The sequence below is a fragment of the Fictibacillus macauensis ZFHKF-1 genome, assembly GCF_000269865.1.
Classification (GTDB): Bacteria; Bacillota; Bacilli; order Bacillales; family Fictibacillaceae; genus Fictibacillus_C; species Fictibacillus_C macauensis.
The window spans coordinates 1-25412 of the sequence record NZ_AKKV01000031.1; the positions used below are offsets into that span (position 1 = coordinate 1).

At 40.5% G+C, this 25412-nt stretch carries 21 protein-coding genes, 1 pseudogene and 2 riboswitches; of the genes and pseudogenes, 15 read left to right on the forward strand and 7 right to left on the reverse strand.

Annotated features, from left to right (window positions below; all coding sequences use genetic code 11):
- The 3 genes from A374_RS20840 to A374_RS20675 form a co-directional block, all read left to right on the forward strand.
- On the forward strand, nt 1–373 hold a 373-nt coding region (locus A374_RS20840; protein WP_007202951.1), incomplete at its 5' end, for a hypothetical protein.
- Between the two features lie 156 nt (nt 374–529).
- On the forward strand, nt 530–664 hold the full coding sequence (locus A374_RS21310; RefSeq protein ID WP_274517058.1) for a hypothetical protein: 135 nt from the start codon (nt 530–532) through the stop codon (nt 662–664).
- 66 nt (nt 665–730) lie between these two features.
- Nucleotides 731–913, forward strand: coding sequence for a hypothetical protein (locus A374_RS20675; protein WP_007202953.1), 183 nt, complete (start codon nt 731–733; stop codon nt 911–913).
- Between the two features lie 37 nt (nt 914–950).
- Here the strand turns inward: A374_RS20675 and cspD are convergent, their stop codons facing one another.
- Together cspD and A374_RS14360 are read right to left on the reverse strand one after the other, a co-directional pair.
- Nucleotides 951–1151, reverse strand: coding sequence for a cold-shock protein CspD (gene cspD / locus A374_RS14355; RefSeq protein WP_007202954.1), 201 nt, complete (start codon nt 1149–1151; stop codon nt 951–953).
- Between the two features lie 157 nt (nt 1152–1308).
- A complete protein-coding gene (locus A374_RS14360) occupies nt 1309–1620 on the reverse strand; it encodes a late competence development ComFB family protein (RefSeq protein WP_007202955.1) in 312 nt (103 codons plus the stop codon).
- A gap of 585 nt (nt 1621–2205) precedes the next feature.
- Between A374_RS14360 and A374_RS14365 the strand changes: the two genes are divergently transcribed.
- On the forward strand, nt 2206–2820 hold the full coding sequence (locus tag A374_RS14365; protein ID WP_007202956.1) for a TVP38/TMEM64 family protein: 615 nt from the start codon (nt 2206–2208) through the stop codon (nt 2818–2820).
- A 102-nt stretch (nt 2821–2922) separates the two neighbouring features.
- Nucleotides 2923–3672, forward strand: a complete 750-nt coding sequence (gene map / locus A374_RS14370) for a type I methionyl aminopeptidase (protein WP_007202957.1) — start codon at nt 2923–2925, stop codon at nt 3670–3672.
- A 122-nt stretch (nt 3673–3794) separates the two neighbouring features.
- Nucleotides 3795–3987: riboswitch (cobalamin riboswitch) on the forward strand.
- Between the two features lie 311 nt (nt 3988–4298).
- Here map and A374_RS14375 read toward each other — a convergent pair.
- Together A374_RS14375 and A374_RS14380 are read right to left on the reverse strand one after the other, a co-directional pair.
- Nucleotides 4299–5156, reverse strand: coding sequence for a bifunctional 5,10-methylenetetrahydrofolate dehydrogenase/5,10-methenyltetrahydrofolate cyclohydrolase (locus A374_RS14375; RefSeq protein WP_007202958.1), 858 nt, complete (start codon nt 5154–5156; stop codon nt 4299–4301).
- A 54-nt stretch (nt 5157–5210) separates the two neighbouring features.
- A riboswitch (ZMP/ZTP riboswitch) is annotated at nt 5211–5304 on the reverse strand.
- A gap of 79 nt (nt 5305–5383) precedes the next feature.
- Complete coding sequence (locus A374_RS14380) at nt 5384–5806, reverse strand: MarR family winged helix-turn-helix transcriptional regulator (protein ID WP_007202959.1); 423 nt, start codon at nt 5804–5806, stop codon at nt 5384–5386.
- Nucleotides 5807–6120: 314 nt separating this feature from the next.
- Between A374_RS14380 and A374_RS14385 the strand changes: the two genes are divergently transcribed.
- The 10 genes and pseudogenes from A374_RS14385 to A374_RS14425 all read left to right on the forward strand — a co-directional run bounded on the left by A374_RS14385 (nt 6121) and on the right by A374_RS14425 (nt 21570).
- Nucleotides 6121–6954 (forward strand): STAS domain-containing protein, encoded by an 834-nt coding sequence (locus A374_RS14385; RefSeq protein ID WP_007202960.1) that lies wholly within the window; start codon nt 6121–6123, stop codon nt 6952–6954.
- A 127-nt stretch (nt 6955–7081) separates the two neighbouring features.
- Nucleotides 7082–7279, forward strand: coding sequence for a WYL domain-containing protein (locus tag A374_RS21555; RefSeq protein WP_486599176.1), 198 nt, complete (start codon nt 7082–7084; stop codon nt 7277–7279).
- An 11-nt stretch (nt 7280–7290) separates the two neighbouring features.
- On the forward strand, nt 7291–7647 hold the full coding sequence (locus A374_RS14395; protein ID WP_007202962.1) for a YhjD family protein: 357 nt from the start codon (nt 7291–7293) through the stop codon (nt 7645–7647).
- A 24-nt stretch (nt 7648–7671) separates the two neighbouring features.
- On the forward strand, nt 7672–8316 hold the full coding sequence (locus tag A374_RS14400; RefSeq protein ID WP_007202963.1) for a protein kinase family protein: 645 nt from the start codon (nt 7672–7674) through the stop codon (nt 8314–8316).
- A 96-nt stretch (nt 8317–8412) separates the two neighbouring features.
- Nucleotides 8413–8526: pseudogene (locus tag A374_RS21470) on the forward strand (RNA-guided endonuclease InsQ/TnpB family protein); the annotation flags it as partial.
- Between the two features lie 94 nt (nt 8527–8620).
- Nucleotides 8621–9640 (forward strand): GGDEF domain-containing protein, encoded by a 1020-nt coding sequence (locus A374_RS19585; protein ID WP_007202964.1) that lies wholly within the window; start codon nt 8621–8623, stop codon nt 9638–9640.
- 117 nt (nt 9641–9757) lie between these two features.
- Nucleotides 9758–13234, forward strand: a complete 3477-nt coding sequence (addB, locus tag A374_RS14410; protein WP_007202965.1) for a helicase-exonuclease AddAB subunit AddB — start codon at nt 9758–9760, stop codon at nt 13232–13234.
- A gap of 8 nt (nt 13235–13242) precedes the next feature.
- Nucleotides 13243–17025 (forward strand): helicase-exonuclease AddAB subunit AddA, encoded by a 3783-nt coding sequence (addA, locus tag A374_RS14415; protein WP_050979762.1) that lies wholly within the window; start codon nt 13243–13245, stop codon nt 17023–17025.
- Nucleotides 17003–18172 (forward strand): metallophosphoesterase family protein, encoded by a 1170-nt coding sequence (locus A374_RS14420; protein WP_007202967.1) that lies wholly within the window; start codon nt 17003–17005, stop codon nt 18170–18172. Before addA ends, A374_RS14420 begins: the two co-directional genes overlap by 23 nt.
- Entirely contained in the window at nt 18169–21570 is a 3402-nt protein-coding gene (locus tag A374_RS14425; RefSeq protein ID WP_007202968.1) for an AAA family ATPase, read from the forward strand. Before A374_RS14420 ends, A374_RS14425 begins: the two co-directional genes overlap by 4 nt.
- Before the next feature lie 72 nt (nt 21571–21642).
- On the opposite strand, the gene A374_RS14430 is transcribed toward A374_RS14425, so the two are convergent.
- Genes A374_RS14430 through A374_RS14440 form a run of 3 tightly spaced genes read right to left on the reverse strand, consistent with a single transcriptional unit; the run spans nt 21643 to nt 25338 of the window.
- The gene (locus A374_RS14430; RefSeq protein ID WP_007202969.1) at nt 21643–22764 is read right to left on the reverse strand and encodes a Ger(x)C family spore germination protein; all 1122 of its coding nucleotides are present in this window, start codon (nt 22762–22764) and stop codon (nt 21643–21645) included.
- Nucleotides 22764–23852, reverse strand: a complete 1089-nt coding sequence (locus tag A374_RS14435; protein ID WP_007202970.1) for a GerAB/ArcD/ProY family transporter — start codon at nt 23850–23852, stop codon at nt 22764–22766. Before A374_RS14435 ends, A374_RS14430 begins: the two co-directional genes overlap by 1 nt.
- A complete protein-coding gene (locus A374_RS14440; RefSeq protein ID WP_007202971.1) occupies nt 23836–25338 on the reverse strand; it encodes a spore germination protein in 1503 nt (500 codons plus the stop codon). The genes A374_RS14435 and A374_RS14440 overlap by 17 nt, the downstream gene beginning before the upstream one ends.
- Nucleotides 25339–25412 lie beyond the last annotated feature (74 nt).

Sequence of the window (25412 nt, forward strand, 5' to 3'; positions counted from 1 at the left end):
ATGGAATCAAGGCGGCCAATCGCAAGGAAGCGCACAACCCGGATTTCCATGGAATCAAGGCGGCCAATCGCAAGGAGGACAAAATCAACATTCACAGCAAGCTTACCCGCCTGGACCGCCGCCAACAACGATTCCATCAAGTACTACCCATTCATCTGGACAAGGTAGTCCTAGCGTCTATGCTGTTGACCCTGGAGCCATCTCTCCTTGCTTATATCAATATGTGTATCTTCGTTTAACGAATGGTCAAGGTTTTTGGGCGTGGTTAACGTACGTAGGGCGCCAATCTGTTGCCGGCTTTCGTTGGAGCAATCGTCGCTGGAACTATTTCGGATTAGATACCAATATGATTTCTTCCTTTGTATGTGCATAAGAGAGTGAGGAAAAGCATCTGATGAGCGAATCAGGTGTTTTTTTGTGGAAAAACGTTACATAGACAAGGATGGAAATCTTGTAGAGAAGCGAAACCATCGTTATGCACGTGCATATAGTAATAAAAAGTTTCCTTAAGGAAAAAGAGGTGCACAAGGTGAAATGGAACGGTACATTTTCAATGAAGCGCATTGAAGGATATACGCATATGCTGTATAAAATGGGTGTTTTTAATCAACAAGAGCATGAGGAAATTATAAACAAAATAAAAAACTGTAAGAAAAGTAATTAGTCGTCACCTCGCGTACATGTTTTGCATATACTAGCCTATTATTGTAAAAGGGGAGTGATCAGCCAAATGCGAAGGATAATCTGGGGAATGCTTGCCTTTCTATCGATAACGAGTTTTATTTTATTCTATTTTATCGACCCGACTTCGATTGCTTATTATTGCATATCACTAGTGAGCAGCGGGTTTCTAGGGTTGTTAATGTATAAAGAGCAACATCAAAAGAAAAGAGCAAAAGAAAAGGACTATTAAAAAAGACCAGCGATCAGCTGGTCTTTATATGTGTAAGTTATTTTTTTACTACATTAGCTGCTTGAGGTCCACGAGCACCTTCAACGACTTCAAATTCAACTTCTTGACCTTCATCAAGTGATTTAAAGCCATCAGATTGAATTGCAGAGAAATGTACGAATACGTCTTCTCCACCTTCTACTTCGATAAAACCGAAGCCTTTTTCTGCATTAAACCATTTTACCTTGCCTGTTTGCATTGACTTGCCTCCTAAAACGAGCACTACCCTGTGCTAACTTATTACCATCAAACCTTTTCAAACATGATGATTTTTCTTTTATGTAAGTAAAGTGTAAATGGTTGAAAATACTATATCATATTAAATGATGCCATGCAAGATATAAATGTCAGAAAACTTAAACTTCTTTAGAGTTGCTTTCTGATGGGTCAATCGGATGAGTAATCTCATGAGATGGGCGAACAGCAACGATGCCGGTTGCCTTAACGATTGCATCTAACATCTTGAGGCGAGCTTGGTCATTAAAATTTTGTGCGCGAACGTAGGCGTAACCATTCTCATTGGAAACATAACGAGGCGGCAAGGTATTAAGCGTGATCGCATAAACATCGGTTTTACATATTTCACATTTACAAGGTAGCTCTAGTTGCTGCCAATAATTATCTAAAGCTTCCTCTACAAGAATCTCCATCGCGTTTCTAACTCTCATGGCTATTTTTCCCCTTTTTTATGATAAAAATAGAATAGCTTATTTTTACTACAGATGTAAAATGAATTATAAATGATGCAACAAATTACCTATATAATCCCCATTATTATCTTTCGCAACGAAATTGATTTTTTTAAGGATTATTTAAAGGGAAATCTATATTCTAATTGTAAGGAATATGAGATGATGGGAGTAATGCATATTCTTTTCTAGGGAGCAAGGCTCTTGGAGACGATTCTTGCCTTATTACGTATAACTGTTTTAATCAATGCAACATGTACTGCAGACAATGTGAAGAATTTAGTCTAGAAATAGTGTTAATGCGAAGTAGCATGGAGCGTGCTAAAGTGTGTTTCACTACGTTAAAACGCCTAGATGAACAAGAATCCGAGCATTGATGACACAGGTTCTGCAGTCAAGTGTGCTGCAGATATTTTTTTGTTCCTCATAAAAGTGCATGCAGAGCTTACTATTATATGAATCAAACGAACGTTTTAAAGGATGGGGTATTAACTGATGAAAGTTCATGGGTTAAGTCAATAGATTTATGGAAATTATGATAGCAGAAGAGAAGGGAGAGCGGCTATGAATTGGAGTGAAATTAAAGGTTTTTTTTCAAATGAAAATATTCAACATTTGTTAGGACAATACCGTGATTTAGGTTTTTTACCGGGAATTCTTCTTCCCCTATTGGAGGCGATTATTCCTGTTATTCCTCTTGTTGTCATTGTTGTTGGCAACGCAGCTGCCTATGGTTTCTGGCTCGGTTCATTGTATTCATGGATTGGCGCAGTGCTAGGATCAGTCATCGTTTTTTATGCCGTGCGCAAACTTGGTCAAAAGAAATTTTTACATTTTGTAACGAAGCATAAGAAGATTGCCAAAATGCTTGGTTGGATGGAACGACATGGATTCGGTACGTTGTTTCTCATTTATTGTTTTCCATTTACCCCATCGGCTCTTATTAATGTTATTGCTGGCTTGTCACGTATTAATCAAAAAACCTTCGTGTTATCAGTGACGCTTGGAAAGCTCGTCATGATCTCGATTATCTCTTTTATTGGATATGACTTTATGAACGTTATTAAAAGTCCGTTGAAGCTCGGACTTGCTGCATTAGGCATATTAGTGCTATGGGTTGGCGGAAAAATGGTAGAATCTAAGATGAAGCAAAAGCCATCAGGCGTAAATCAACATTGATTTGCGCTTCCTTTTTTTTCGCAATTGGACCTATAACCATTGTGTAGAAAAAGAATATAGTAGTTGAATGTAGAACATAGATTGAAAAGGGAAGGAATACGTATGATTACACTTAAAACAGAGCATGAAATTCAGAAAATGCATGATGCTGGGAAGCTATTAGCATCGTGTCACCAAGAAATAAAAAAATTAATTCAACCAGGAATCTCTACGCTAGAAATTGATGAGTTTGTGGAGAAGTATTTACGAGAACATGGTGCAACGCCAGAGCAAAAAGGTTATCAAGGCTATCCATTTGCTACGTGTGCCTCTGTTAATGATGTTATTTGTCATGGGTTTCCAACAAAGAAGAAATTAAAAGATGGTGATATCGTTACCATTGATATGGTTGTTAATGTAAATGGCTGGCTTGCTGATTCTGCGTGGTCATATGAAGTTGGGACGGTTTCCAAGCAAGCGCGTCATTTGATGGAATCAACAGAGAAGGCATTGTATTTAGGGATTGAGCAAGCGGTTGTTGGAAACCGAATTGGTGATATTTCTCATGCTATTCAAGCCTACGCTGAATCTGAGGGGCTTTCTGTTGTTCGAGAGTTTATTGGTCATGGCATTGGTAAGGTCATGCATGAAGATCCTCAAGTTCCACATGCAGGCCCAAAAGGTAAAGGACCGATTTTAAAAGAGGGTATGGTATTAACAATTGAACCGATGTTAAATATCGGTAAGCGCTTTGTTAAAATCGACGATGACGGGTGGACAGCACGCACTTTTGATGGTTCCCTTTCTTGTCAATATGAGCATACTTTAGCCATTACTAAAGATGGTCCACTCATTTTAACTGCTCAATTATAACGTACAACAGTTTTCTTCTTACGAGGAAAACTGTTTTTTATAGGGAGAAAAAATGATATCGCCATAAAGTAACGGAAAGACAATTGATTGTATGTGGGATATTTGGTATGGTTGTGAAGAACTGAATATGTGTAGAAGTAGGTGCAGATTATGTAAAATAAAATCTGCTTAATAGGGAAGTTCGGTTGAAATCCGGCGCTGTCCCGCAACTGTATTTGGGAGCCCATTCGATGAAACCACTGTCTTTTTTAGATGGGAAGGTTCGAGTTGGTGATGATCATAAGCCAGGAGACCTGCCTATTTTAGCACACATCAATACCTACGAGGATAGGGGGTGTTACGTGCGAGAGAACGTACATGTTTTTTAACATGCTTATTTACTCATCGCTTAACAACTTCATTAGGAGTTGTTTTTTACGTTACAAGCGATGAGGGAGCATATTGATCGTCAATGGCGATGATCAAACGGAAGAAATTGTCTCCACTATACAGGTTGCGCAATTAACGGAATATATAGCAGCATCGCTGAAGGGAAGCAACGGCGCTTCGTAGGGGCGATGCTTTAGAGCATGATAAAAAAACGAAGAAAGCGCCAGCAACAGGCGCTTTCTTCGTTTCACTCCTCATTATGCGGATTCATTAACAGCGCTCGTTTTTTCAGCAGCAATAACGGTTTGACTTAATAAGGTAGCAATGGTTACAGGACCTACTCCACCAGGAACAGGTGTAATTGCACTTGCATGCTTAGCACATTCGTCATAGTCAGCATCTCCAATGTTACCTGGGTTATAACCAGCATCAATCACAATCGCGCCTTTTTTGATCCACTCACCTTTAATAAAATGAGGCTTACCAACAGCAGCAACGACAATATCGCCTTGTGAGACGATGGCTGCTAAGTCTTGAGTCTTTGAGTGACATGTGGTTACCGTTGCATTTGCATTGAGTAGGAGCATAGACACTGGCTTACCTAAGATGGGGCTACGACCAACAACGACAGCATGTTTTCCTTCCACATCTAGATTATAATAAGCGAGTATGGCCATAATGGCTGCTGGTGTACACGATGGATAAGCACCGAAATTTAGAGCTGTCTGCCCAAACCCCCAGCTTGTAACGCCATCTACATCTTTAGCAAGATCAATCGCCTCAAATGCGGCTCTTTCATCAATTTGTGGTGGAACCGGATGCTGAAGTAAAATGCCATGGACGCGGTCGTCAGTATTTAACGTTGCAATGGTCTGTAATAACTCTTCTGTTGTTGTCGTTTCGGGAAGATGAATGCGTCTGGATTCCATTCCAAGTTTTTCACAGGCATTGCCCTTCATGCGGACGTACGTTTCTGAGGAAGGATCGTCACCAACGAGTATGGTGGCTAAACAAGGAGTAATGCCTTGATTTTTCAATTGATCCACTTTTTCTTTTGTCGCTTGCTTCATGTCTTCGGCAACGACTGTACCGTCAAGTATGAGTGTATTTTTCATTCAATCTCCTCCTAGAAAATAGAAAAAAGGCAAGGAAGAACTACAGTTATCCCTCACCTTTGCCCAGACGAACGGCTTTTTTTAGGTTAAAAACAGCAGCTTCCTTGTGGTTACTTCCACGAAAATCTCGTCAGTTACTGCGTTTTGTTTTCTTTTGTATGCCTTATAAGTATACATCAATTGCTTTGGACGTTTCAATGAAAAAAGCCATTCCAATGGAGCGGTTTTTAAGCACCAATTTTGTTTAAGAGCTCGGTCATTTTTATAATGTCTTCATCAGAAAAGGATGAAAACTTTTCTTTAAAGTAGTTGTGGCGAAGAGCAGCAAGCTTTTCAGCAATTTCTCTTCCGTAGCTTGTAATTTTCACATAAACGATGCGACGGTCTGCTGCTGAGCGTTCTCGTGTAATAAGATCTTTTTTAATCAAGCGATCCGTGACGCCAGTAATATGGCTTGAAGAAACTTTCATTTCTGAGGCAAGCTCTGATGCTGTAAGCGCTTCGCGGTCTTTTAGTAAATTTAAGATGCCAAATTCATTTAAAGGAATATCATTAGCAAAAAGATCATTAATATCTTTCCGAAAAATTCGAAAAACGAATTGAAAGCTATCTTCGAGTTGTGAAATACATTCTGTACGTTTATCCTTCATATCTGCTCACCTATTCTAGTTAGTGTCGAAAATTTTTTTCTCTTATTTTATAGTATACTGCCTCCTCATTTACTTCAATAATTCTTTAATAATAACTGAAAATTCGATGCTTTAATTGTTTGTTTTTGGTATGATACCCTCATATTAGGGAAGAGATGAGGGATAGTATGAAAAATAGTACGTTGTGGTTTGTTTTGTTAGCTGTCGGTTTTTTATCAGGAGGAGCTTATTGGGCGTATGTATTGTTAACGCATTAAATAGAAGATCCTGTGATTGCAAATGCTAACAGTATCATAACGATAATGGAGGAATGCATGAATACTAGCATAAAAGAGCTCGGGAAGCGTATTATGGACAATGGGACAAGGCTTGCGGAAAGCGTCACTGAAGATCGCAAGGCCAAGGGCATTTTTTCGCAGGATGCAAAAGAAGAAGAATTACTGTTTATGTGGCGCGTTGAACTTTTTCAACAAATAGGCGAAGCATTAGTAAAACAAAGCGCAAGCTTAGAAACAACTTTCTTGGAGTGGGGTAGAAAAGCAGGGCGGTATGCGGTCAAGCTTTCGCTTTCATTAGAAGAGGCTTTGGATAGCGTACGTATTTATCGTGAACGAATTTGGAGCTTTGTTGAAGAAGAAGTAAAGCGAGCTAATTATGATAATAATGCTGTAATTGAGGCAGTACGAAGGGTAGACCCACTGCTCGATTTGGTTGTTCATACGTTTAGCATAACGTATGTTGAGCACAATAATGCCTTATTAACGGTTGCTCGACAGGCGTTAGAGGAATTATCCGTACCGGTCGTGAAGCTCGCTCATCATATTGGGGTACTTCCGTTAATTGGGGTCATTGACACCCACCGTTGTAAACTAATTATGGAAACGACTACATCACAATGCTTGGAGTTAAAAGTGGAGCATTTGTACATAGATTTATCGGGTGTGCCAATTATTGATACGATGGTTGCCCAAAATCTATTTCGAGTGTTAGCATCACTGCAGTTACTTGGAATTGCAGTGACATTAACGGGCATGAGACCAGAACTCGTTCAAACAGTGATTGCATTAGGTATTGATTTCAAGCATGTTTCAATCGAAGGAACACTTCACCAAGCGCTTGAAAAACATCGAACGTTTCCTGGTAACTAAACCGAGGTTTAATCCTCGGTTTTTTTGTTCTCCATTTTTTTCTTGTTGAATAAAGAACGTTTGTTCTCATATACTACTAGTATCAATCTTAAAGGTGGAGGACGTTGTGACCATAAGTACAGCTGTAGTGAAGTGTATTGAACATAAAGCTTCTTTAAAAATCATGTATCGTTCAAGCGATGGTAGGTTTTCAGAACGTGTGATTTTACCTTTATCACTTAGGGAAGAGTTGCTCACTGCGTATTGTTTTTTACGAAAACAGGTGCGTTCATTTGCATTATCGTCAATCTATGCTTATTCTTATCAAGCGTCCTCTTGGAGTTGAGGTGAATCTCTATGTTATATGGAGATGAAGAGGATCGTCGCCTCGTCGTTCGTTCTATTCTATATCCAATCGTATTTACGATTTTCACGCGTGACCTTACTGTATTACAACAAGCTCCTTTAAAGCTTCATCGACCGTATGTTCACTTACTAGAACATGCTATGGGGAGAATGACTCGTCAGTTACGTGACGTGCGAAAAGAAATGAAAAGACGACAAATCACTGTGACTAGTGGTGAAACAAGTGGCGATGTTACGCGCTATTCTATTTTTATTCGCGGGTATGAGGAGGAAATGAGATTTCCAAACGCTCATCTCCGCAATTTAGCAGAACAGTTAATGCATCATGTTCTACTCCAGAAACTATGAAAACAGAGAGTAGGTGATGAGACCATGCAACCCTTTGAAGATCTTGCCGAACAATTGGTGCAAGACGTAACGATTGTCAGTGTGCAACCGACCGATCCCGTCGTTGTGAAAGAAGTGCCAACACTATGGGAAGTGATTGGGTGTGGAAATTATGCGGCTGTATTTTCTCATCCATCCTATGAGAACTATGTTGTGAAAGTCTATGTGAGAAATGAAAAAGAGCGGATTTTAGAGGAATTAGCTTACAAAAAACTTGGCGATCATCCGCACTTTTCAAAGTGCTATGGTCGAGGTGATACGCATTTAATACTAAAGCGCATAAAGGGAATGACGTTATTCGATTGTTTACAAGCAGGAATTCGCATCCCGCAACAAGTAATAGAAGATGTGGACTGCGCCCTTTATTATGCAAGAGAACAAGGATTGCAACCTAGTGACGTGCACGGAAAAAATATCATGATTGAAAATGGACGAGGCGTCGTTGTCGATGTATCTGATTTCTTCAGCAACGAAGAATGTCAAAAATGGGATGATCTAAAACAAGCTTATTATAAATTATATGTTCCTTTACTCTATAAACATCCTCGTAAAGTACCCAAAATCGTATTAAATGGTATTCGCATCGGTTATCGGTTGTATCGAACCTATATAAAACGAAAGAAGCATTAGGAATGATTTCTCTAGGAAATATGTGAAAGAATGATATATAATGACGATAACTAAAATTTTTAAATAAAAGCTATTTTATAAGGATAAAAGGAATAGAAAACGGAGAAATGCTTGCATATGTTGCAATGTGACGTTCTCTTAAAATGCGAGATGAACAAGGAGGGGAACCGTTTTGTCAAAACGGGCAACAGTATAAAAACTGAAAAGCAAAAGACAACGTCTCTTCAATTAAAAGAAGTAAGCAGCTTTACCGTCACAACGGAAGGAACAGAAGGCCGGATTCGTTGTATTTAAATGTACGTCTATGTGTGATCGTAAGCCTAAAGGCAAAATTATACACGTACAAGCTTATCAATTTTTTATAACGTTTTGGCAACGGATCAGTATGATGATCGCGGATGACGAGATTGCGAGACTGAAGAAGCGTCTATATACAAGGCAACGATCATCCATTACACATATTATTCAGTTGCAAGAAGAATATTTAAGAGGCATTCCATCATTTCGCCCTTACGTTACATTTATGGATGAGACGTACAAAGCTCATCTAGAAACACTTTTAACTGAAATTATGAACTCTGCCTTTCTTTCTGAACAGGAATTTACGTGTTGTTTAAAACAAACAGAAAAAAGTGGTTATGAACGAGGCTATTATTTTGCAGGGCAAAAAAAAATTCCTCATCAAGAATTTCCAGTTGTGGCTAGAAGTTTACAATTAGTTGCAGGACAGGCTGTGCGTCAATTGTTACAAGATGAAACACCCGAGGTACGGCTTTTAATTTTTGATCGCTGGGGCCAGATGATGAATGCGTTAATGTATGGTGCTATTTCTGGTTATTTTAATAAACACTATAAAGAAATACAGGAAATAAGTTTGCGTGATCCGTTAACAAATTTATACAATCGACGTCACTTTTATCAAGAAGTTGCTCGTATGGTTTCAAGGGCGCAAGCGACGAATGAGCCATTATCGCTTGTCATGATTGACATTAATCGCTTTAAGCTCTTAAATGACCATTATGGCCATTTAAGGGGCGATGAAATATTAAAGAAAATAGCCGATGCTGCAGCAGAGCTAGCGATTGAATTTGGGTTTCGTTTTGGTGGTGATGAATTTGTTTTTTTATTGCCAAATACAACCGAACACGATGCGGGTCGCTTGGCAGCTCAGCTTGAAGCACGCGTGCGAAAATGGGATGATACCGTTTCACTTGCGTATGGAGCTGTGGAGTTACATCACGATGCCGATCGGGAGATTCATAGTTATTTACATAAAGCAGATCAACGAATGTATGCTAATAAAAAACAATATGAAAAAACATAACGAAAAACCTGCTGACAAAATGAGGCAGGTTTTTCTCTGTTCTTGTTCGTTTTTTTACAGAAATAAGTATGAGATAATAGAGTAAGACTAAGGGATCGAAAAAAGGAGGAAGCGACGTTGAGCTTACGCTTGATTGTAGGAAGAGCAGGGAGTGGGAAAAGTCATTATATTCAAGAAGAAATAGCGAATGCTCTGCGAGAAACACAAGAAGGACCGCCCATACTATATATTGTACCTGATCAGATGACGTTTCAGTCTGAGTATGAACTGATTAATAAGGATCATCTTCATGGTATGATGCGTGCACAAGTCTTTAGTTTTTCGCGATTGGCTTGGAAAGTCCTTTCAGAAACAGGTGGGATGAATAGAATTCACTTGTCGAGTGTAGGTATGAGTATGATGCTTCGTAAGATTATTGAGCATAAAAAGCACGAGCTGCTCGTCTTTAAAAAGGCAAGTGAACAACCTGGTTTTTATGAACAAATTGAACGTATGATGACGGAGTTTAAACGGTATTGTGTTGATGCACAAGCGCTGAAATGGAACGTTGAAACGCTATTAACGTATAGTGGTGAAGATGCGGGCATTATTAAAGGAAAATTACACGATTTGGCGTTAATCGCTAATGAACTAGAAAAAGCCACACTTCAACAATACATCGATTCAGAAGACTATTTAAAGTTACTAGTTGAAAAGATTCCATATTCTACGTATGTTGCTCATGCAGAATTTTACATAGACGGATTTCATCATCTTGCTCCAGGAGAGCTTGAAGTGATTCGCATGTTAATGAAGTATGCCAAAAGAGTAACGGTTGCTTTAACGTTAGAAAGCTTGTCAGCTGCTGCGCCTCATGAGCTTGATATTTTTTACACGCCGAAAAAAACAGCGTTGAACATTCGCAAGCTTGCACAAGAAGAAGCGATTATGGAAGAAGAGACGGTTGTATTGGAGAATCGCCCTCGCTTCGTTCATAATCAGGCAATAAGCCACATTGAAGATCAATTTGATCAACGGCCAGCTGTGATTCACAACGATTCACACGGAATTACAATTCATGCAGCTGTTAATCGACGGACCGAAGTGGACCGCACGGCAAGAGAAATCGTACGTCTTGTTCGTGAAGAAGGCTATCGTTACCATGAAATGGCGCTTTCTATTCGAAATATGAATGATTATCAGCATTTACTTGAAACGATTTTTGAAGAATATGAGATTCCGATCTTTTTGGATCAGAAAAAATCAATGTTGCATCATCCATTTATTGAGCTTATTCGCTCTTCGTTGGAAGCAGTCGGCAATCATTGGCGTTATGAATCAGTTTTTAGAGCCGTAAAGACAGGATTATTGTACCCGCCAGACATGGATTGGACAGAAGAAGAATGTCGTCATCAAATGGACGTGCTGGAAAACTATGTTTTAGCTTATGGTATAAAAGGAAATCGATGGGTTGACTCGGAGCCATGGAAAGTTCAGCGCTATCAAGTGCTAGAAGAGCCAGGTGTTCGTCAAACGGATGAAGAGCGACTGCAACAACGACAGTTGAATGAGGCGCGGGAAATGATTGCTGCTCCGCTTCATCGATTAATGAAAGATATGAAAAAGGCCCATACTGTTCGGGACTATTGTGAGTATTTGTTTTTATTTTTAGAACGCTTGCAATTGCCGTTGAAATTAGAAAAACTAAGCAATCAATCGCAAGCAGAAGGACGGCTGAGAAAGGCAAGAGAGCATAGTCAAGTATGGGACGCGATGATTGGTTTATTAGATGAAATGGTTGAAGTTGCTGGTGATGAACACATGAGCTATGATCTTTGGGTTAAAATGCTAGATACCGGATTAGAAGCGATGAAATTTGCGCTTGTTCCGCCAGCACTTGATCAAGTGTTAGCAGGTACGATGGATCGCTCGCGCTATACGGGGGTTAAGTGTCAATTTATACTTGGGGTTAATGAAGGGATTCTTCCTGCAAAGCCAGAAGGCGATGGTTTGCTATCAGAAGAAGAGCGAACAGTATTGTCGCAAAACGGGCTTTCCTTAGCACCAGATGCGAATCGTAAGTTATTAGATGAACAGTTTCTAATTTATGTGGCCCTATCCAATGCGAGTGACCGTTTGTATGTTTCTTACCCACTAGCAGATGAAGAAGGAAAAAATTTATTACCTTCGATGGTAATTAATCGCTTAACCTCATTGTTTACGGAATTACCAATCTTTTTTGAAACACAAGATCCAGAAGCACAATCAGCGCTTTCCTATATTGCAACGCCATTAAAATCAATTTCTTTTTTAAATACACAGCTTCGCGAGTGGAAAAAAGGGTATGGAATGGACCCGATATGGTGGGACGTTTATAATTGGTCAACCCATCATGGGAAATGGCGCATTCATGGCCAACGGGTGTTACAAAGTTTATTCTACTTTAACCAAGAAAAAAAATTATCGAAGCAAACAGCAACAAACTTGTATGGATCTAAAATTAGCGCTAGTGTATCTCGAATGGAGCTTCATCAAGCATGCCCATTTTCACAATTTCTTTCATACGGCTTAAAATTAAAAGAACGAAGATTGTATCGTTTAGAAGCGCCTGACATTGGTCAACTGTTTCATGCCGCTTTAAAGAATATGGACGAGTATCTTGGTCAGCACAATCTTCAATGGCAAGGCTTGACACAGAAAGATTGCTATCGCTTAGCGGGCGATGTTGTTGATCAGTTATCGCTGTCCTTACAGCGCCAGATTTTGTTAAGTTCCAAACGTCATTTGTACATTAAAAGTAAATTAAGAGATATTGTCGGCCGCGCTTCACACATATTGAGTGAACATGCACGTGCGAGTGGCTTTTCACCAATTGGTCTTGAGCTCGGTTTTGGACATAATGAATCGCTCCCGCCGCTTGTTTTTACATTGCCGAATGGAACAACTATGGAGATTGTCGGGCGAATTGACCGCGTAGATTCTGCAGAAGGAAAAGAACTATTACTGCGTATCATTGACTATAAATCGAGTGCAACGGGACTGCAAATGGATGAAGTGTATTATGGACTTGCCTTGCAAATGTTAACGTATCTTGATGTTGTACTAAGTCATGCACAGAAATGGCTCGGTCGAGAAGCGGTACCTGGTGGTGTGCTTTATTTTCATATTCATAATCCAATGCTTGATCATAAGCAGCTCTTAACTGTTGAGGAAATTCAAACAGAGCTCTTTAAGAAATTTAAGATGAAAGGCCTTGTTTTGGCTGAGACGGAAGCCGTACAGCTCATGGATCAGACGTTTGAAAAGAAATCGAACATTGTACCAGTTACCTTAACGAATAAAGGATTTCATCGCACGCAATCTTCAGTGGCAACAGCTTCAGATTTTAAAACTTTAACTGGGCATGTTCGGAAGGTTATTCAACAAGTTGGTACCGAAATGACAGAAGGTGTCATTGATATTTCACCGTATGAATTAAAATCGAAAACACCATGTACATTTTGTTCCTATCGAACCATTTGTCAGTTTGATCAATCGTTAGAAGAAAATGAGTATCGCACGCTAAAAAAAGAGAGCGATGCAGTCATGCTCGAGAAAATGAGGGAGGAGGAATAGACGTGAAGATGCCAGAAAAACCAACAGGCAGTCAATGGACAGACGATCAATGGAAAGCCATTCAAACACATGGTGAGGATATTCTTGTTGCGGCCGCAGCAGGATCGGGAAAAACAGCTGTACTCGTGGAACGGATTATTACAATGATTCGCAACGAACAAGCAGATGTAGATCGCCTTTTAATTGTTACGTTTACAAATGCAGCGGCGGCAGAAATGCGCAAACGGATTGGAGAAGCGATTGAGAAAGAATTACATCAGCGCCCGGCTTCTCTTCATTTACGTCGTCAACTGAGCTTATTAAATAAGGCAAGCATATCAACACTCCACTCTTTTTGTATAGAAGTGTTACGAAAATATTATTATCTTATCGACCTAGATCCAAGCTTTCGCATCGCTAATGAAACAGAAGTGGAACTCATCCGTCAAGAAGTTCTTGAAGAATTGTTTGAAGAACACTATGGAAAAGAAAACAATGAAGCATTTATAGCCTTGGTTGATGCGTATACGTCTGATCGTAATGACCTAGATCTACAGGAGTTAGTTTTGAAGCTGTATGATTTTTCTCGAAGTCATCCTGCACCTGATCGATGGCTTTTGGAGATGGCTGCGCAATATAATGTGCCTAACCAGACCATTGATGAGCTGCCATGGACAAAGGAACTGCTGCATGATACCGTGACCGTATTAGAAGGAGCTAGGCAAGCGCTCCAGCGAGGATTACAGGTGACGTCTTTACCAGGCGGCCCACAGCCTTATGCACAAACGTTGCAAGAGGACCAAGCCTACGTTGAAGCACTATTAAATGGTGCGCAACAGTCGTGGGATCATTTGTACAATGCTTTTCAAAGTGGAGGCTTTCAAACGATAAAACAAGCGCGTGGAAAAGAGATCGATGCGGTGTTAAAAGAGCAAGTGAAACGAATGAGAGATTCTGTCAAGAAAAAAGTAACCGATCTTAAAGAAGAGCTTTTTAGCAGAAATCCCGTTTCTTATATGCTTCATATAGAAGAAATGGCACCGATTATAACAAGTCTTGTTTCACTTGTGCAACAATTTAGTGAACGTTTTTTAAAAGAAAAGCAAGAGCGAGGCTTGGTAGATTTTTCGGATTTAGAACATTTTTGTTTGGAAGTTTTAATGGCACCAGACTCAACGATTGAACACCCGCAACCGACAGAGGCAGCACTCGATTATCAATCTCGTTTTGTCGAAGTTCTCGTTGATGAATATCAAGATACGAATCTTGTTCAAGAAACACTAGTAAAACTTGTTAGTAAGCGTACTTCAGAGCAAAAGAATTTATTTATGGTGGGAGACGTAAAGCAGAGTATTTATCGTTTTCGACTTGCAGAGCCTGGCTTATTTCTTGCGAAGTATAAGGCATTTAGTAAAGCAGATCAGGGCAACGGGGTACGGATTGACTTGTCAAAAAACTTTCGCAGTCGACAAGAAGTACTTCATGCCACCAACTTTATATTTAAGCAAGTTATGAATGAAGAAGTAGGGGAAATCCAATACGATGAGGCTGCTGCACTCGATTTTGGAGCCACTTACTATCCAACGTCAGCACACCAAGAAGCAGAAGTACTCTTAATTAATAAAGCGACGACCGTTTACAATGATGATGGAGAAGATACGGGTGAAACAGAAAAAAGTGATCATGAAACTGTTATTCTTGAAGCCCGTGTTATGGCAGAACGCATTAAACAAATGATTGGAAAAGAACATGAACCACATATGATATTTGATAGCAAACGAGGAGAAATGCGACCGGTTCAATATAAAGACATCGTAATTCTCATGCGAGCGACAAGTGCGTGGGCACCCGTCATTATGGAAGAATTTAAGCGTCAAGGTATCCCTACGTATGCGGAGCTTTCTAGTGGATACTTTGAAGCAGTAGAAGTAGGCGTAATGCTTTCCCTTTTAAAAATGATTGATAACCCATTACAAGACATTCCAGTGGCTTCCGTTCTTCGCTCGCCGATTGTCGGGTTAAACGGTGAAGAGATGGCAGCTGTTCGATTGGCGCAGCAAAAATCTTCGTACTTTGAAGCGATGAATGCTTATTGTGATCTTCATCCAGATGATGATTTAACGAAGAAGCTAGCTTATTTTCTTCGTATGTTAAAAGGATTTAGAGCAGCTGCTCGTGAAGGATCACTTGCCGATTTAATTTGGCAAATTTATCGAGAAACAGGTTACTTTGATTTTGTTGGAGGATTGCCGGGTGGAAAACAACGGCAAGCGAACTTAAGAGCTTTGTATGATCGAGCAAACCAATATGAAACGACGTCGTTTCGCGGCTTGTTCCGCTTTCTTCGCTTTATTGAACGCATGCAAGATAAAGGAAAAGATCTAGGCGCGGCAAGAGCGCTTGGAGAGCAAGAAGATGTAGTGCGCATTATGACAATTCATAAAAGTAAAGGGCTTGAGTTTCCCGTTGTATTCGTAGCGGGTTTAAATAAAAAGTTTAATACACAGGATCTATCACAGTCGGTGTTACTTCATAAGGAGTTAGGTTTAGGAACAAAATATATTAATCCAAAACTACGAATTTCCTATCCTACCATTATGCAGTTAGCAATTTCGCGGCGCATGAAAATGGAACTGCTAGCCGAAGAAATGCGTGTGCTATATGTGGCGTTGACGCGTGCGAAAGAAAAGCTTGTCTTAGTTGGAACCTTTGATCATGTAGCGAAGACGGTAGCTCAATGGGCAGAAAGCATCGATCAAGAGGAGTGGCTTCTACCGGCGTATGAACGCATGCAAGCAAAGTCTTATTTTGATTGGATTGGTCGAGCTGTAATTCGCCATCGTGATAGCAACGCACTGCATCAGTTGTTAGATTTTCCGGTTCATGGTCGTGGGGAAGTATACGTAGATGCTTCTAAATGGCAAATTAAGACGCTTGAAGCAAGCCATTATGACGAGGATGGTAGTCAGGAACAGGCGCGTCAGGAAGAGCGATTAGCGGCAATTGCACGCTATGAAGAGGTTGATGAACAATCGCCACATAAAGAAACCATAGAATCCATTTTAAATTGGCGTTATGCGCATCATGACGCTACCGTTACGATGTCGAAACAGTCGGTAAGTGAATTGAAAAAACAGTATCAACCAAACGATGAATATAGTGGACAAGTACTGGCTAAAAGCTTTCGCTCTGAGCTTGCTGAACGACCGAAATTTATGCAGGCAAAGCAAATGACGGCAGCTGAACGCGGAACAGCCATGCATCTCGTCATGCAACATCTTCCTTTGCAGCAAGCAATGACAGAGGAACGTTTAAAAGAATGGTTGTTGCACATGGTGGAAAGGGAGCTGTTAACATCAGAACAAGCAGCGACAATCGATGTAACGGCCATTATGACTTTTTTGCAAACAGGCATTGGAAAAAGACTTCAACAAGGAACGGTTATGCGGGAATTGCCATTTAGTTTAGGCATTAGCGCCCAAGAAGCATTTGCGCATTGGAAAGGAAATGCAACCGAACGCGTACTCATTCAAGGGGTCATCGATTGTTTGCTTGTAGAAGAGGATGGCTACGTCTTAATTGATTATAAATCGGATGGAATTACAGGGCGCTTTATCGATGGCTTTGAAGGGGCAAAAGATACTTTATTACAACGGTATCGTGTTCAATTACACTTGTACAGCATAGCGATTGAACGAATTTTAGGAAAACCTGTGAAAGCTTGCTTCTTGTATTTCTTTGATGGCGGTCATTTAGTAGAGGTAAAAAAAGAAAAAGGGGGGATGATCGATGAGACTTCTTCATACCGCTGATTGGCATTTAGGCAGAACATTAGAAGGAAGAGATCGGTTGGCTGAGCAACAACAATTTCTAGATGAACTGGTGGAAATTGCTGATACGGAACAGGCCGACGCCATTTTAATGGCTGGTGATGTGTTTGATACGGTTAATCCGCCAGCAGCGGCTGAGGAAATGTTTTACGATGCGATGGCGCGCTTAAGTAAGGGGGGCACACGCCCTGTGATTGCCATTGCGGGTAATCATGATCATCCTGATCGACTCATGGCGTCGTCACCGTTAGCATCCACACACGGTGTAACGCTCATAGGATTGCCAAAGATGGAATTGTTTCGTTATGGTATTGAGCGAACAAATGAACAGCTAAGTGTGTGTGCCCTGCCCTATCCGTCAGAATCTCGCTTAAAAGAAATGTTATCTCAATCGGGTGAGGAAATTGATTTGCGCAATCAATATGATGAGTGGGTTGGACGGTATTTTCAACAAATGGCTGCTCAATTTTCTAGCAGTGATGTGAACGTAGCGATGAGTCATTTATATGTAGCGGGTAGTAAAGAAAGTGATTCGGAGCGCCCTGTTCATATTGGTGGTGCGTATACCGTAGCAGCAGAAACGCTTCCCCTTGAAGCCCAGTATGTTGCATTAGGTCATCTTCATCGCCCACAGCGCGTAAAGCGAGCAAAAACAGAGGCACGTTATGCAGGTTCACCTCTCGCATATAGCTTTTCTGAAGCAGGTTATACAAAATCGGTTGTTATGGTGGATCTTCATCCTAAGAAAGAAGCGATTGTCACAGAAATACCTTTATCGTGTGGCAGACCACTTCTTACGTATGGAGCTCGTAGTGTGAGCGATGTCTTTCGCTATCTTGAAAATGAGTGTCCTGTGAATGCATGGGTTGATTTATCTGTGCATGTTTCCGACCGGCTCACGATGGAAGAGATTCAGCAAATACGTAAAGCTCATAAAGGAATTATTCATATTAAACCAGTGTTTACAGAGCTAACAGAAGATGTATTAACTCATGGGAAAAAGTTATCCATAACTGAGTTATTTCATTCTTTCTATGAAACACAAACCGGGGGAGCAAAGCCAGATGAGCATGTGATGAACCTTTTTCTTGAGCTGATTGGTGAAGAAGAAGGGAGCGATGCTTCATGAGACCTGTTTCCTTAGAAATTACGGGCTTACAAAGCTTTCGCCAAAAAGAAGTCATTGAATTTCAATCGTTATGTGGCGGTGGCGTATTTGGTATTTTTGGTCCAACGGGCAGTGGGAAATCGAGTATACTAGATGCCATTACCCTTGCTCTTTATGGGAAGGTTGAGCGCGCACCAAGCGGTACACAAGGGATTATGAATCATGGTGAAGATCGCCTAGCTGTTTCATTTACCTTTGAATTAGGTGGGTCCGGAATTCGCACGCAATATAAAGTAGAACGACACTATAAGCGGTCAGGCGAACATACGGTACGAACGAGTACGTCGCGATTTATGGAACGTGTTGGTGACCAGTGGAGCGTGATTGCAGATAAAGAACGCGATGTAACACAACACGTTCAACAGTTACTCGGTTTAACCATTGATGATTTTACGCGTGCTGTTGTTCTCCCCCAAGGAAAGTTTGCCGAGTTTTTATCGTTAAAAGGCTCAGATCGCCGTCAAATGCTACAGCGGCTTTTTCAACTTGAAAAGTATGGAGATCAATTAAATACAAAGCTAAAAAAACGTGTTGACGATGCGAAAGCGAAAAGTGATCATCTAGTCGCTGAACAAATGGGCTTAGGTGAAGCTTCAAAAGAACATGTAATGGAAGCGGAACAAGACCATAATAAAGCAAAAACGGAGGCACAAAAGCAAAAAGAAGTGACAGCTCATTATGAAACGCTTGTAGAACATCATAAAATGATTTGGCAAGGACAACAAGAGCTTAAAGAGGCTGAAACAAAAGTAGCCACTTTACACGAACAAGCATCTGATATGAATAAACTAAAACAACGGTTACAATATAGTGAACAAGCACAACTTCTTGCTCCTTACGTAACAGAGGTAGAGCGAGCGACCATAGAGGTAGAGCAGATTACCCAGAAAGAACGTCAATTGCAAATCCTCGTAACAGAAGCAAAACAGGGGATGGATGAAGGAGAGCGAGCTTATCGAGAAGCACAAGCGCAACAAGCTACCCAAGAGCCACTGCTGTTAGCTCAAAAAGAGCAAGTAAGTTATGCGGTGAAGCTTGATGCAGAAATGCGAAGTACGCAACATACGTTGGTGAAGAATGAACAATCACTGCATCATATAGAAAAAGAAAAACAAAACTTTTTATTAAAGCAACAAGAAGCGGAGCGTTTAGTTGAGAAAGCAGTGCAACGAGAGCGTGAACTCATAGAAGAAATAGAGCGGAAGAAAGTTACAACACAAGAGAGAGAAACCGTACATGCAGCCTCAGACGTGGTGAATCGTTTGCGTAGTGTTGACGATGCGCTACAAGAGGTTGTCTTGAAGCAACAAAAAAGTGAAGAAGCTGTGCAAATGTATAGGAAACAGCAGGAAACGTTATTGCAGCAACGACAAATAAATGAGCAAGCAGTTGTAAAAACAAGTAGTGAATTATTACAGCATTATGATACGCTTTCTGGTCAATTGTATATTTGTCAATGGTTAAAGGAACAGAGCGTCCGTATGGAAGAAGAAGTGATTGCAGCGCAGCATGAAAAACGCCTGAAGCACCTTGCGGCCCAACTGGCAAATAACTTATCAGAAGGACAGCCTTGCCTCGTATGTGGCTCTACTCACCATCCACAACCGATGATTCCTGAAGGCGACCATCGAGATGAGAATGACCTTTTGGAACGGATCAAAACGGTCGTTGTAGCCAGCGGGAAGTTAGAATCAGAATTAGTAACACTAAGGCATCGTATGGAAGATGTATCATCATCACTAACTTCTTATATCTCAAAAACAGAAGCGGCAGCAACTATAGGTGAACAGACCGTTTTTAGCGAAGCGTTACCAAGAACAATTGAGGAAATGGAAGAAACGTTGCAAGCAGTAACGTTACAGAAAAAAGAGCTCACTCAAGACCTCATTGTGCTTCAAGAGTCTTCTCGTACGTTTGCTACTACATTTGGGGAGTTGTCAGCACAGCAATCGGAGTGCAGCGTGCGCATGCAAACTAAACAAGAAGAGCATGAGCAGTTTCTTCAAAGTCATGAAGCATTGCGAGAGCAAAAGCAAGGGTTGCATGCAGAATGGCAGCAACATGCTTTTTCATTTGCAGTGGAAGACGTCGAGCAAGAGAAAGAACGTTTAAAGACATGTGATCGAGAGCGTGAAGAACTAGAAGCAAGACTTGCAAAAGCAAGGCCCTATATTGAGGAACAAGAACAAGCAGCTAAGGATGCAGTACGCGCTTATACGGAATGGGAGCGGAAAGAAACAGCATTGTTATCTAGCATAGAACTAGAAAAGGAACAGATTACGAAATACAGTCGTCGCATTCAAGAGATTTGTGAAGGGGAGGATAGTCAAGCGCTTCTGCAGGCTATTACCGAGCAATTAGCCCAACTGAAACAAGCATTGCACCTCTTAGAAGCACAACGTAAGGAAGCTACGGAAACATATTATTCTCTTGAAAGTGATTGGCGCTCGGCTAAAGATGCGTTGCTTCATGCACAAAAGCGGTGTAAAGATGCGTTGCGTCACTGGGAAGAGAAACAGCAAGGAGCTCTTTTAACAACATTTGCAGAAGTAAAGCAGCATATTGCCAAGGAAGAAGAACAAACTTCGTGGCGAAAGCAGTTAGAGAACTATCATCATGAGTATCACCAAGCGCTGCAAGAACAAAATAAGTGGGAGAAGTGGTTAAACGGACGTTCTATCACGGAGGTTGAACGAAAAGAAAGTCAGCAGCAGTTGAAGAAGGCGCAAGAAGCATTACAGCAGGCACTTCAAAGGTTAGGAGAAAGTGGCGAACAGTACCGATCTGTACTCTCCCGCCATGAACGCTACTTGAAATTGGAGAAAGAAAAAGCACAATATGAACAACAATTAAAGACATTAGGGAAACTACAAAGTGTTCTTAGAGGCAATAGTTTCGTTGAATATATCGCACAAGAACAACTCGTGCTCGTAAGTCGTGATGCCTCTGTTCGGCTTGGGCAGTTAACGCGCGGGCGGTATGCGTTAGAAGTAGATTCAACAAATGGTTTTGTTATTCGAGATGATGCCAATGGTGGAATAAAGCGCCCAGTTTCAACCTTATCTGGGGGAGAAACGTTTTTGACTTCCTTGTCATTAGCGCTATCTTTATCCGCACAAATCCAACTTCGCGGGGCATTTCCACTTGAGTTCTTTTTCTTAGACGAAGGTTTCGGTACGCTTGATCAAGATTTATTAGATACCGTTGTTACAGCGCTAGAAAAACTTCATACATCCGACCTTTCTGTTGGGATTATTTCGCATGTACCAGAATTGCAAGCAAGGTTGCAGAAAAAACTGATTGTTACACCAGCCACGGCCGAGGGTAGGGGCAGTGCTGTAAAACTTGCCATTCAATAACGAAATTTGAATGGAGAGAAAAACATAGAAGAGACTAGGCTAATGCTTAGTCTCTTCTATGTGTAAAAAGAGTTAGTTAATAATCCCGTGATCTTGAACGTTTGTCGTAACATGCGTTTTAATCTTAATTTTTTGATAAACCCCTTTTCGCCAAGGTCCAAGTTTTTCATAGTGAGAGCGATGATAAGCCATTAATTGTCGGCCAATCCCTAAGCCATCACAATTTGCTTTTTGTAGTTTATAAATAACACGTTGGGCAAGTTTTGTAAAAGCAGCCGTTAACGTAGCGTTTAGCTTTTTGATTTCGGTAGGACTAGTTAAATGATCATGTGGAAACTCAATCGCCTCCACTTCTAAATCTAACTTCATATCAATGATTGGTTGGCCTTTTGCATCAAATGTAATGTTCATGTGCGGTTTATTTTTAACAACATCAATTGTAATGTAATTAAGCGTAGCTTTAGATTTGTGACCAACTTTTTCAGTAATGCGCGCAAGATCACCTTTAACTCCACGTAATAACAGCAACATACTCGCCTCTTTACGATTAAGATCAATACCAGAATACTGGCGATTGTTCATTAGACCGACACCTTTAATAATTACATCTTTTTGTTTTGGCAATTCTTTAAGAAGTGGAATGGCAATGTCTTGACCATCATCAAAAAGAGGTGGGCATAATTCTTGTAAGTTGTCTCTTGGTAAGTACGTATTGCTTTGTCCACTCTGAATGAGGTGACTAATGTATTCCGCGATGAGTACTGTCCCTACTTTTTTCATTTTCAGTATTTGATCAGCGCTACCATCAACAAGCGCTAGTGATGCGCCCAGTGAGCTTTGTGGATCACGATAAAATACATCCAATAACGGATAAATGCCTTTTTTAGCTAGTGATGTCGAAATAAGTACGACGCGATTTTTTGAAGCATCGAGGTTCCCTGATAATTTACTATCCATTATTTGTCTCGTTTGCCTTGGAGTATAGCCGATTGCTTCTGCATAATCATTTTCAGGAGGCTGTCCACCCGTTCCTGTTGAGGCAGGAATGGTTCGCACGATTAATGATGAATGTATTTTTCCTTGAGCAGCATTGTCATAGGAGGCAGCATAAATAAGACGAGCATTCTTTAAAAGTCGCTGATCCCAGCAACCGGTTAAGACAAGTAAACAGAGTAATGGCAATAAATATTTCATTAGTCTATCCCTTCTTTTCGTTTAAACAATAGCGAGATGAGCAAAAGAATAATAGGAATTCCCGCGATAAAAAGATAACTTGTGTTTGACAGAAAGGAACCGATTTTTGTAACTTGCAAATCTTTACTAACAATCATCGGCATCCAAATGGTGGCAAAGGCTGCAGCATAAACAGCGTAGCTTTGTTTCGTCATTCCATAAAGCTGTTGTAAGCTTTTTCCTGCCATATATAAGTAGCTAATATAAGACGTTGTTACTGTAACCATCCAAATGGAAAGAAGTAGCAAGTCCAAGCGTTCAAAGATGCGAGAAGAATAGGCTTTTAGCATATACAAGACTGGTTCAGGAACAAGGACAATTTCTTTTGGCGAAAAAGAAATAAGCGCAGTAATAACAATGAAAACATAGATAAGCGTCACTGATAAATTTGCAATGGTTGCTGCTTTTAATGCTTTTTTTTGGTGTTGCAACATCGGAAAGATGATGAGCAATAGTTCAAAGCCAAGGAGGGAAAGTATCGCGTCTTTACTGCCTTTAAGTATCGCTAGTAGTCCAGAGTGACCAACCGGTAATAGGTATCGAATATCAACGTCTAAATACGAGTAACAAATCATGCCTACAAGCACCACAATTAAAAAACTAACAAATCCATGAAAGCGAGCAATGATGCGCAGTGGTTCTTTTGCTAAATAAATAGAAGGAATCATGATTAATAGCAACACCGACCAACGCGGGGTATCGGACAAAATCCATTCATAAATAATGCGCATGGCAAGCACTAACACGAGACTCGCAGTTGAGAGAAAATAGATGATATAAATGAAACCTAAAATCTTGCCAGCGTATCGACCGAGGATCAGTGGTAAATATTCAACGAGCGACAGCGACGGAAAACGTTTGGTGAGGGCAATCATAAGATAGATTAACGCATTGACAGCTAGGCCTCCTACAATGACTGAAATCCAACCATCACCGCCAGCGGATGCTTGAACGGTAAAGGGGAGCGAGAGAATTCCAACTCCAATTTGTGTTTGTACGATAAGAAAAGCTAATTGAACGGTACCAATTTTTTCATGATCGTTGACCACGACGCCACCCCCTCGTTGTTGTTTGCTGATTGGCTTGTTTCGGATGGGGTCCTTTTGGACGTTTATTCATAAGCCAGCTTGGCAACCGAATAATCGTATCTTTTACATCGCGCCATTGAAAAGGAGCAAATGGCGAAAAGTAAGGAGTCCCGAACGATTCAAGCTTACTCAAATGCATAAATAGAAGCATCAGTGCAAAGACAATTCCTAAAAAGCCAAATGTTGCAGCAGCAATCATAAATGGAAAACCAAGTATACGAAGGGCTGTGCTCATTTCATTAGACGGTACAGCAAAAGAAGCGATTGCTGTAATGCCAATGACAACGATCATAATATTAGAGACAAGGTTTGCTTGTACGACTGCATTTCCGATTACAAGACCGCCAACAATCCCAATAGTTGGTGCGATCGGTCGTGGTAAGCGCGTGCCAGCTTCTTTTAATAATTCTAACGTTAGTTGCATGAACACCGCCTCGATAAAAGGGGGAAAAGGGACATTGATTAAGCCTGCCTGAACAGCGAAAATCATATCAATGGGAATGACTTCAAAATGGAACGATATTAATGATATATAAAAGGCCGGCACAAGAATGGCGATAATAAAGCTTGCCACTCGAATTAATCGAAAGAAAGAACCTACCATTGAACGTGTATTATAATCATCTGGTGATTGATAAAAGGTGAAGAAGGTAACGGGTGCAACTAAAACGGTAGGGCTACCTTCCATTAATATGCCTATTCTTCCTTCTAATAAATTACCAACTACACGGTCAGGGCGCTCGGTATTCAACAATTGAGGAAAAGGAGATAGGGCCGTATCTTCAATGAATTCTTCTATGTTACCTGGTGTTAATACAGAATCCACATGAATGGCTTTAATTCGCTTTTCCACTTCATCAATAAGTGTTTGATTAGCTAAACCATCGATGTAGACCATGGAAATTTTCGTATTAGATAATTCACCAACTACAAAGTTACGGATCGTTAAACTATGATGATTGATACGCTTTCTAATCAGGTGAATATTCGTTTTCATATGTTCAATGAAACCTTCATGTGAGCCACGAATGACTTGTTCGTTACCAGGCTCTTCAATGGATCGCTTAACAGGTGAGTACGTATCAAGTGTATAAAAAAATGCTTCTTCTTCTGTAAAGAGAATACAATACCCATCTGTTAAAGCTTGTTCACCATCTACTAGGTTACACTTTTTCTGAATCGTGATGACAGGCGTTGCGTCTTCGATCGATGAGGTGGGCATAAGAAGAAGCGGTTCAATGACGAATGTTTGCACTTTTGCTTCGTCCGTTAAAGAGCTAAGATATAAAAGTTTACCCGGCTTTCCGTTATAACGAAGATCTCTAATCATCAAGTCAGCTGTATGTGAAAATTTGTTTTCAAAATACGTAACATTTTTTTCAAGAGAGGTGGAAACAGGGATGATAGAAGTCCCCTCTCTTTTGTTTTTTTTACGATTATATTTCATTGATAGAGACTCCTTCTCATGATGATGAAAAACTTTACTAAAGATAGCTTTTGTCAAAGAGTAAAAAAGGATAC

Coding starts and splice junctions, on each gene's coding strand:
- A374_RS14360 (WP_007202955.1), bottom strand. CDS start 1,620: ATGAGAGTTAGAAACGCGATGGAGATTCTTGTAGAGGAAGCTTTAGAT.
- A374_RS14365 (WP_007202956.1), top strand. CDS start 2,206: ATGAATTGGAGTGAAATTAAAGGTTTTTTTTCAAATGAAAATATTCAA.
- A374_RS20675 (WP_007202953.1), top strand. CDS start 731: ATGCGAAGGATAATCTGGGGAATGCTTGCCTTTCTATCGATAACGAGT.
- A374_RS14430 (WP_007202969.1), bottom strand. CDS start 22,764: ATGAAATATTTATTGCCATTACTCTGTTTACTTGTCTTAACCGGTTGC.
- A374_RS14425 (WP_007202968.1), top strand. CDS start 18,169: ATGAGACCTGTTTCCTTAGAAATTACGGGCTTACAAAGCTTTCGCCAA.
- cspD (WP_007202954.1), bottom strand. CDS start 1,151: ATGCAAACAGGCAAGGTAAAATGGTTTAATGCAGAAAAAGGCTTCGGT.
- A374_RS14420 (WP_007202967.1), top strand. CDS start 17,003: ATGAGACTTCTTCATACCGCTGATTGGCATTTAGGCAGAACATTAGAA.
- A374_RS19585 (WP_007202964.1), top strand. CDS start 8,621: ATGTGTGATCGTAAGCCTAAAGGCAAAATTATACACGTACAAGCTTAT.
- A374_RS14400 (WP_007202963.1), top strand. CDS start 7,672: ATGCAACCCTTTGAAGATCTTGCCGAACAATTGGTGCAAGACGTAACG.
- addA (WP_050979762.1), top strand. CDS start 13,243: ATGCCAGAAAAACCAACAGGCAGTCAATGGACAGACGATCAATGGAAA.
- A374_RS14440 (WP_007202971.1), bottom strand. CDS start 25,338: ATGAAATATAATCGTAAAAAAAACAAAAGAGAGGGGACTTCTATCATC.
- map (WP_007202957.1), top strand. CDS start 2,923: ATGATTACACTTAAAACAGAGCATGAAATTCAGAAAATGCATGATGCT.
- A374_RS14375 (WP_007202958.1), bottom strand. CDS start 5,156: ATGAAAAATACACTCATACTTGACGGTACAGTCGTTGCCGAAGACATG.
- A374_RS14385 (WP_007202960.1), top strand. CDS start 6,121: ATGAATACTAGCATAAAAGAGCTCGGGAAGCGTATTATGGACAATGGG.
- A374_RS14395 (WP_007202962.1), top strand. CDS start 7,291: ATGTTATATGGAGATGAAGAGGATCGTCGCCTCGTCGTTCGTTCTATT.
- A374_RS14380 (WP_007202959.1), bottom strand. CDS start 5,806: ATGAAGGATAAACGTACAGAATGTATTTCACAACTCGAAGATAGCTTT.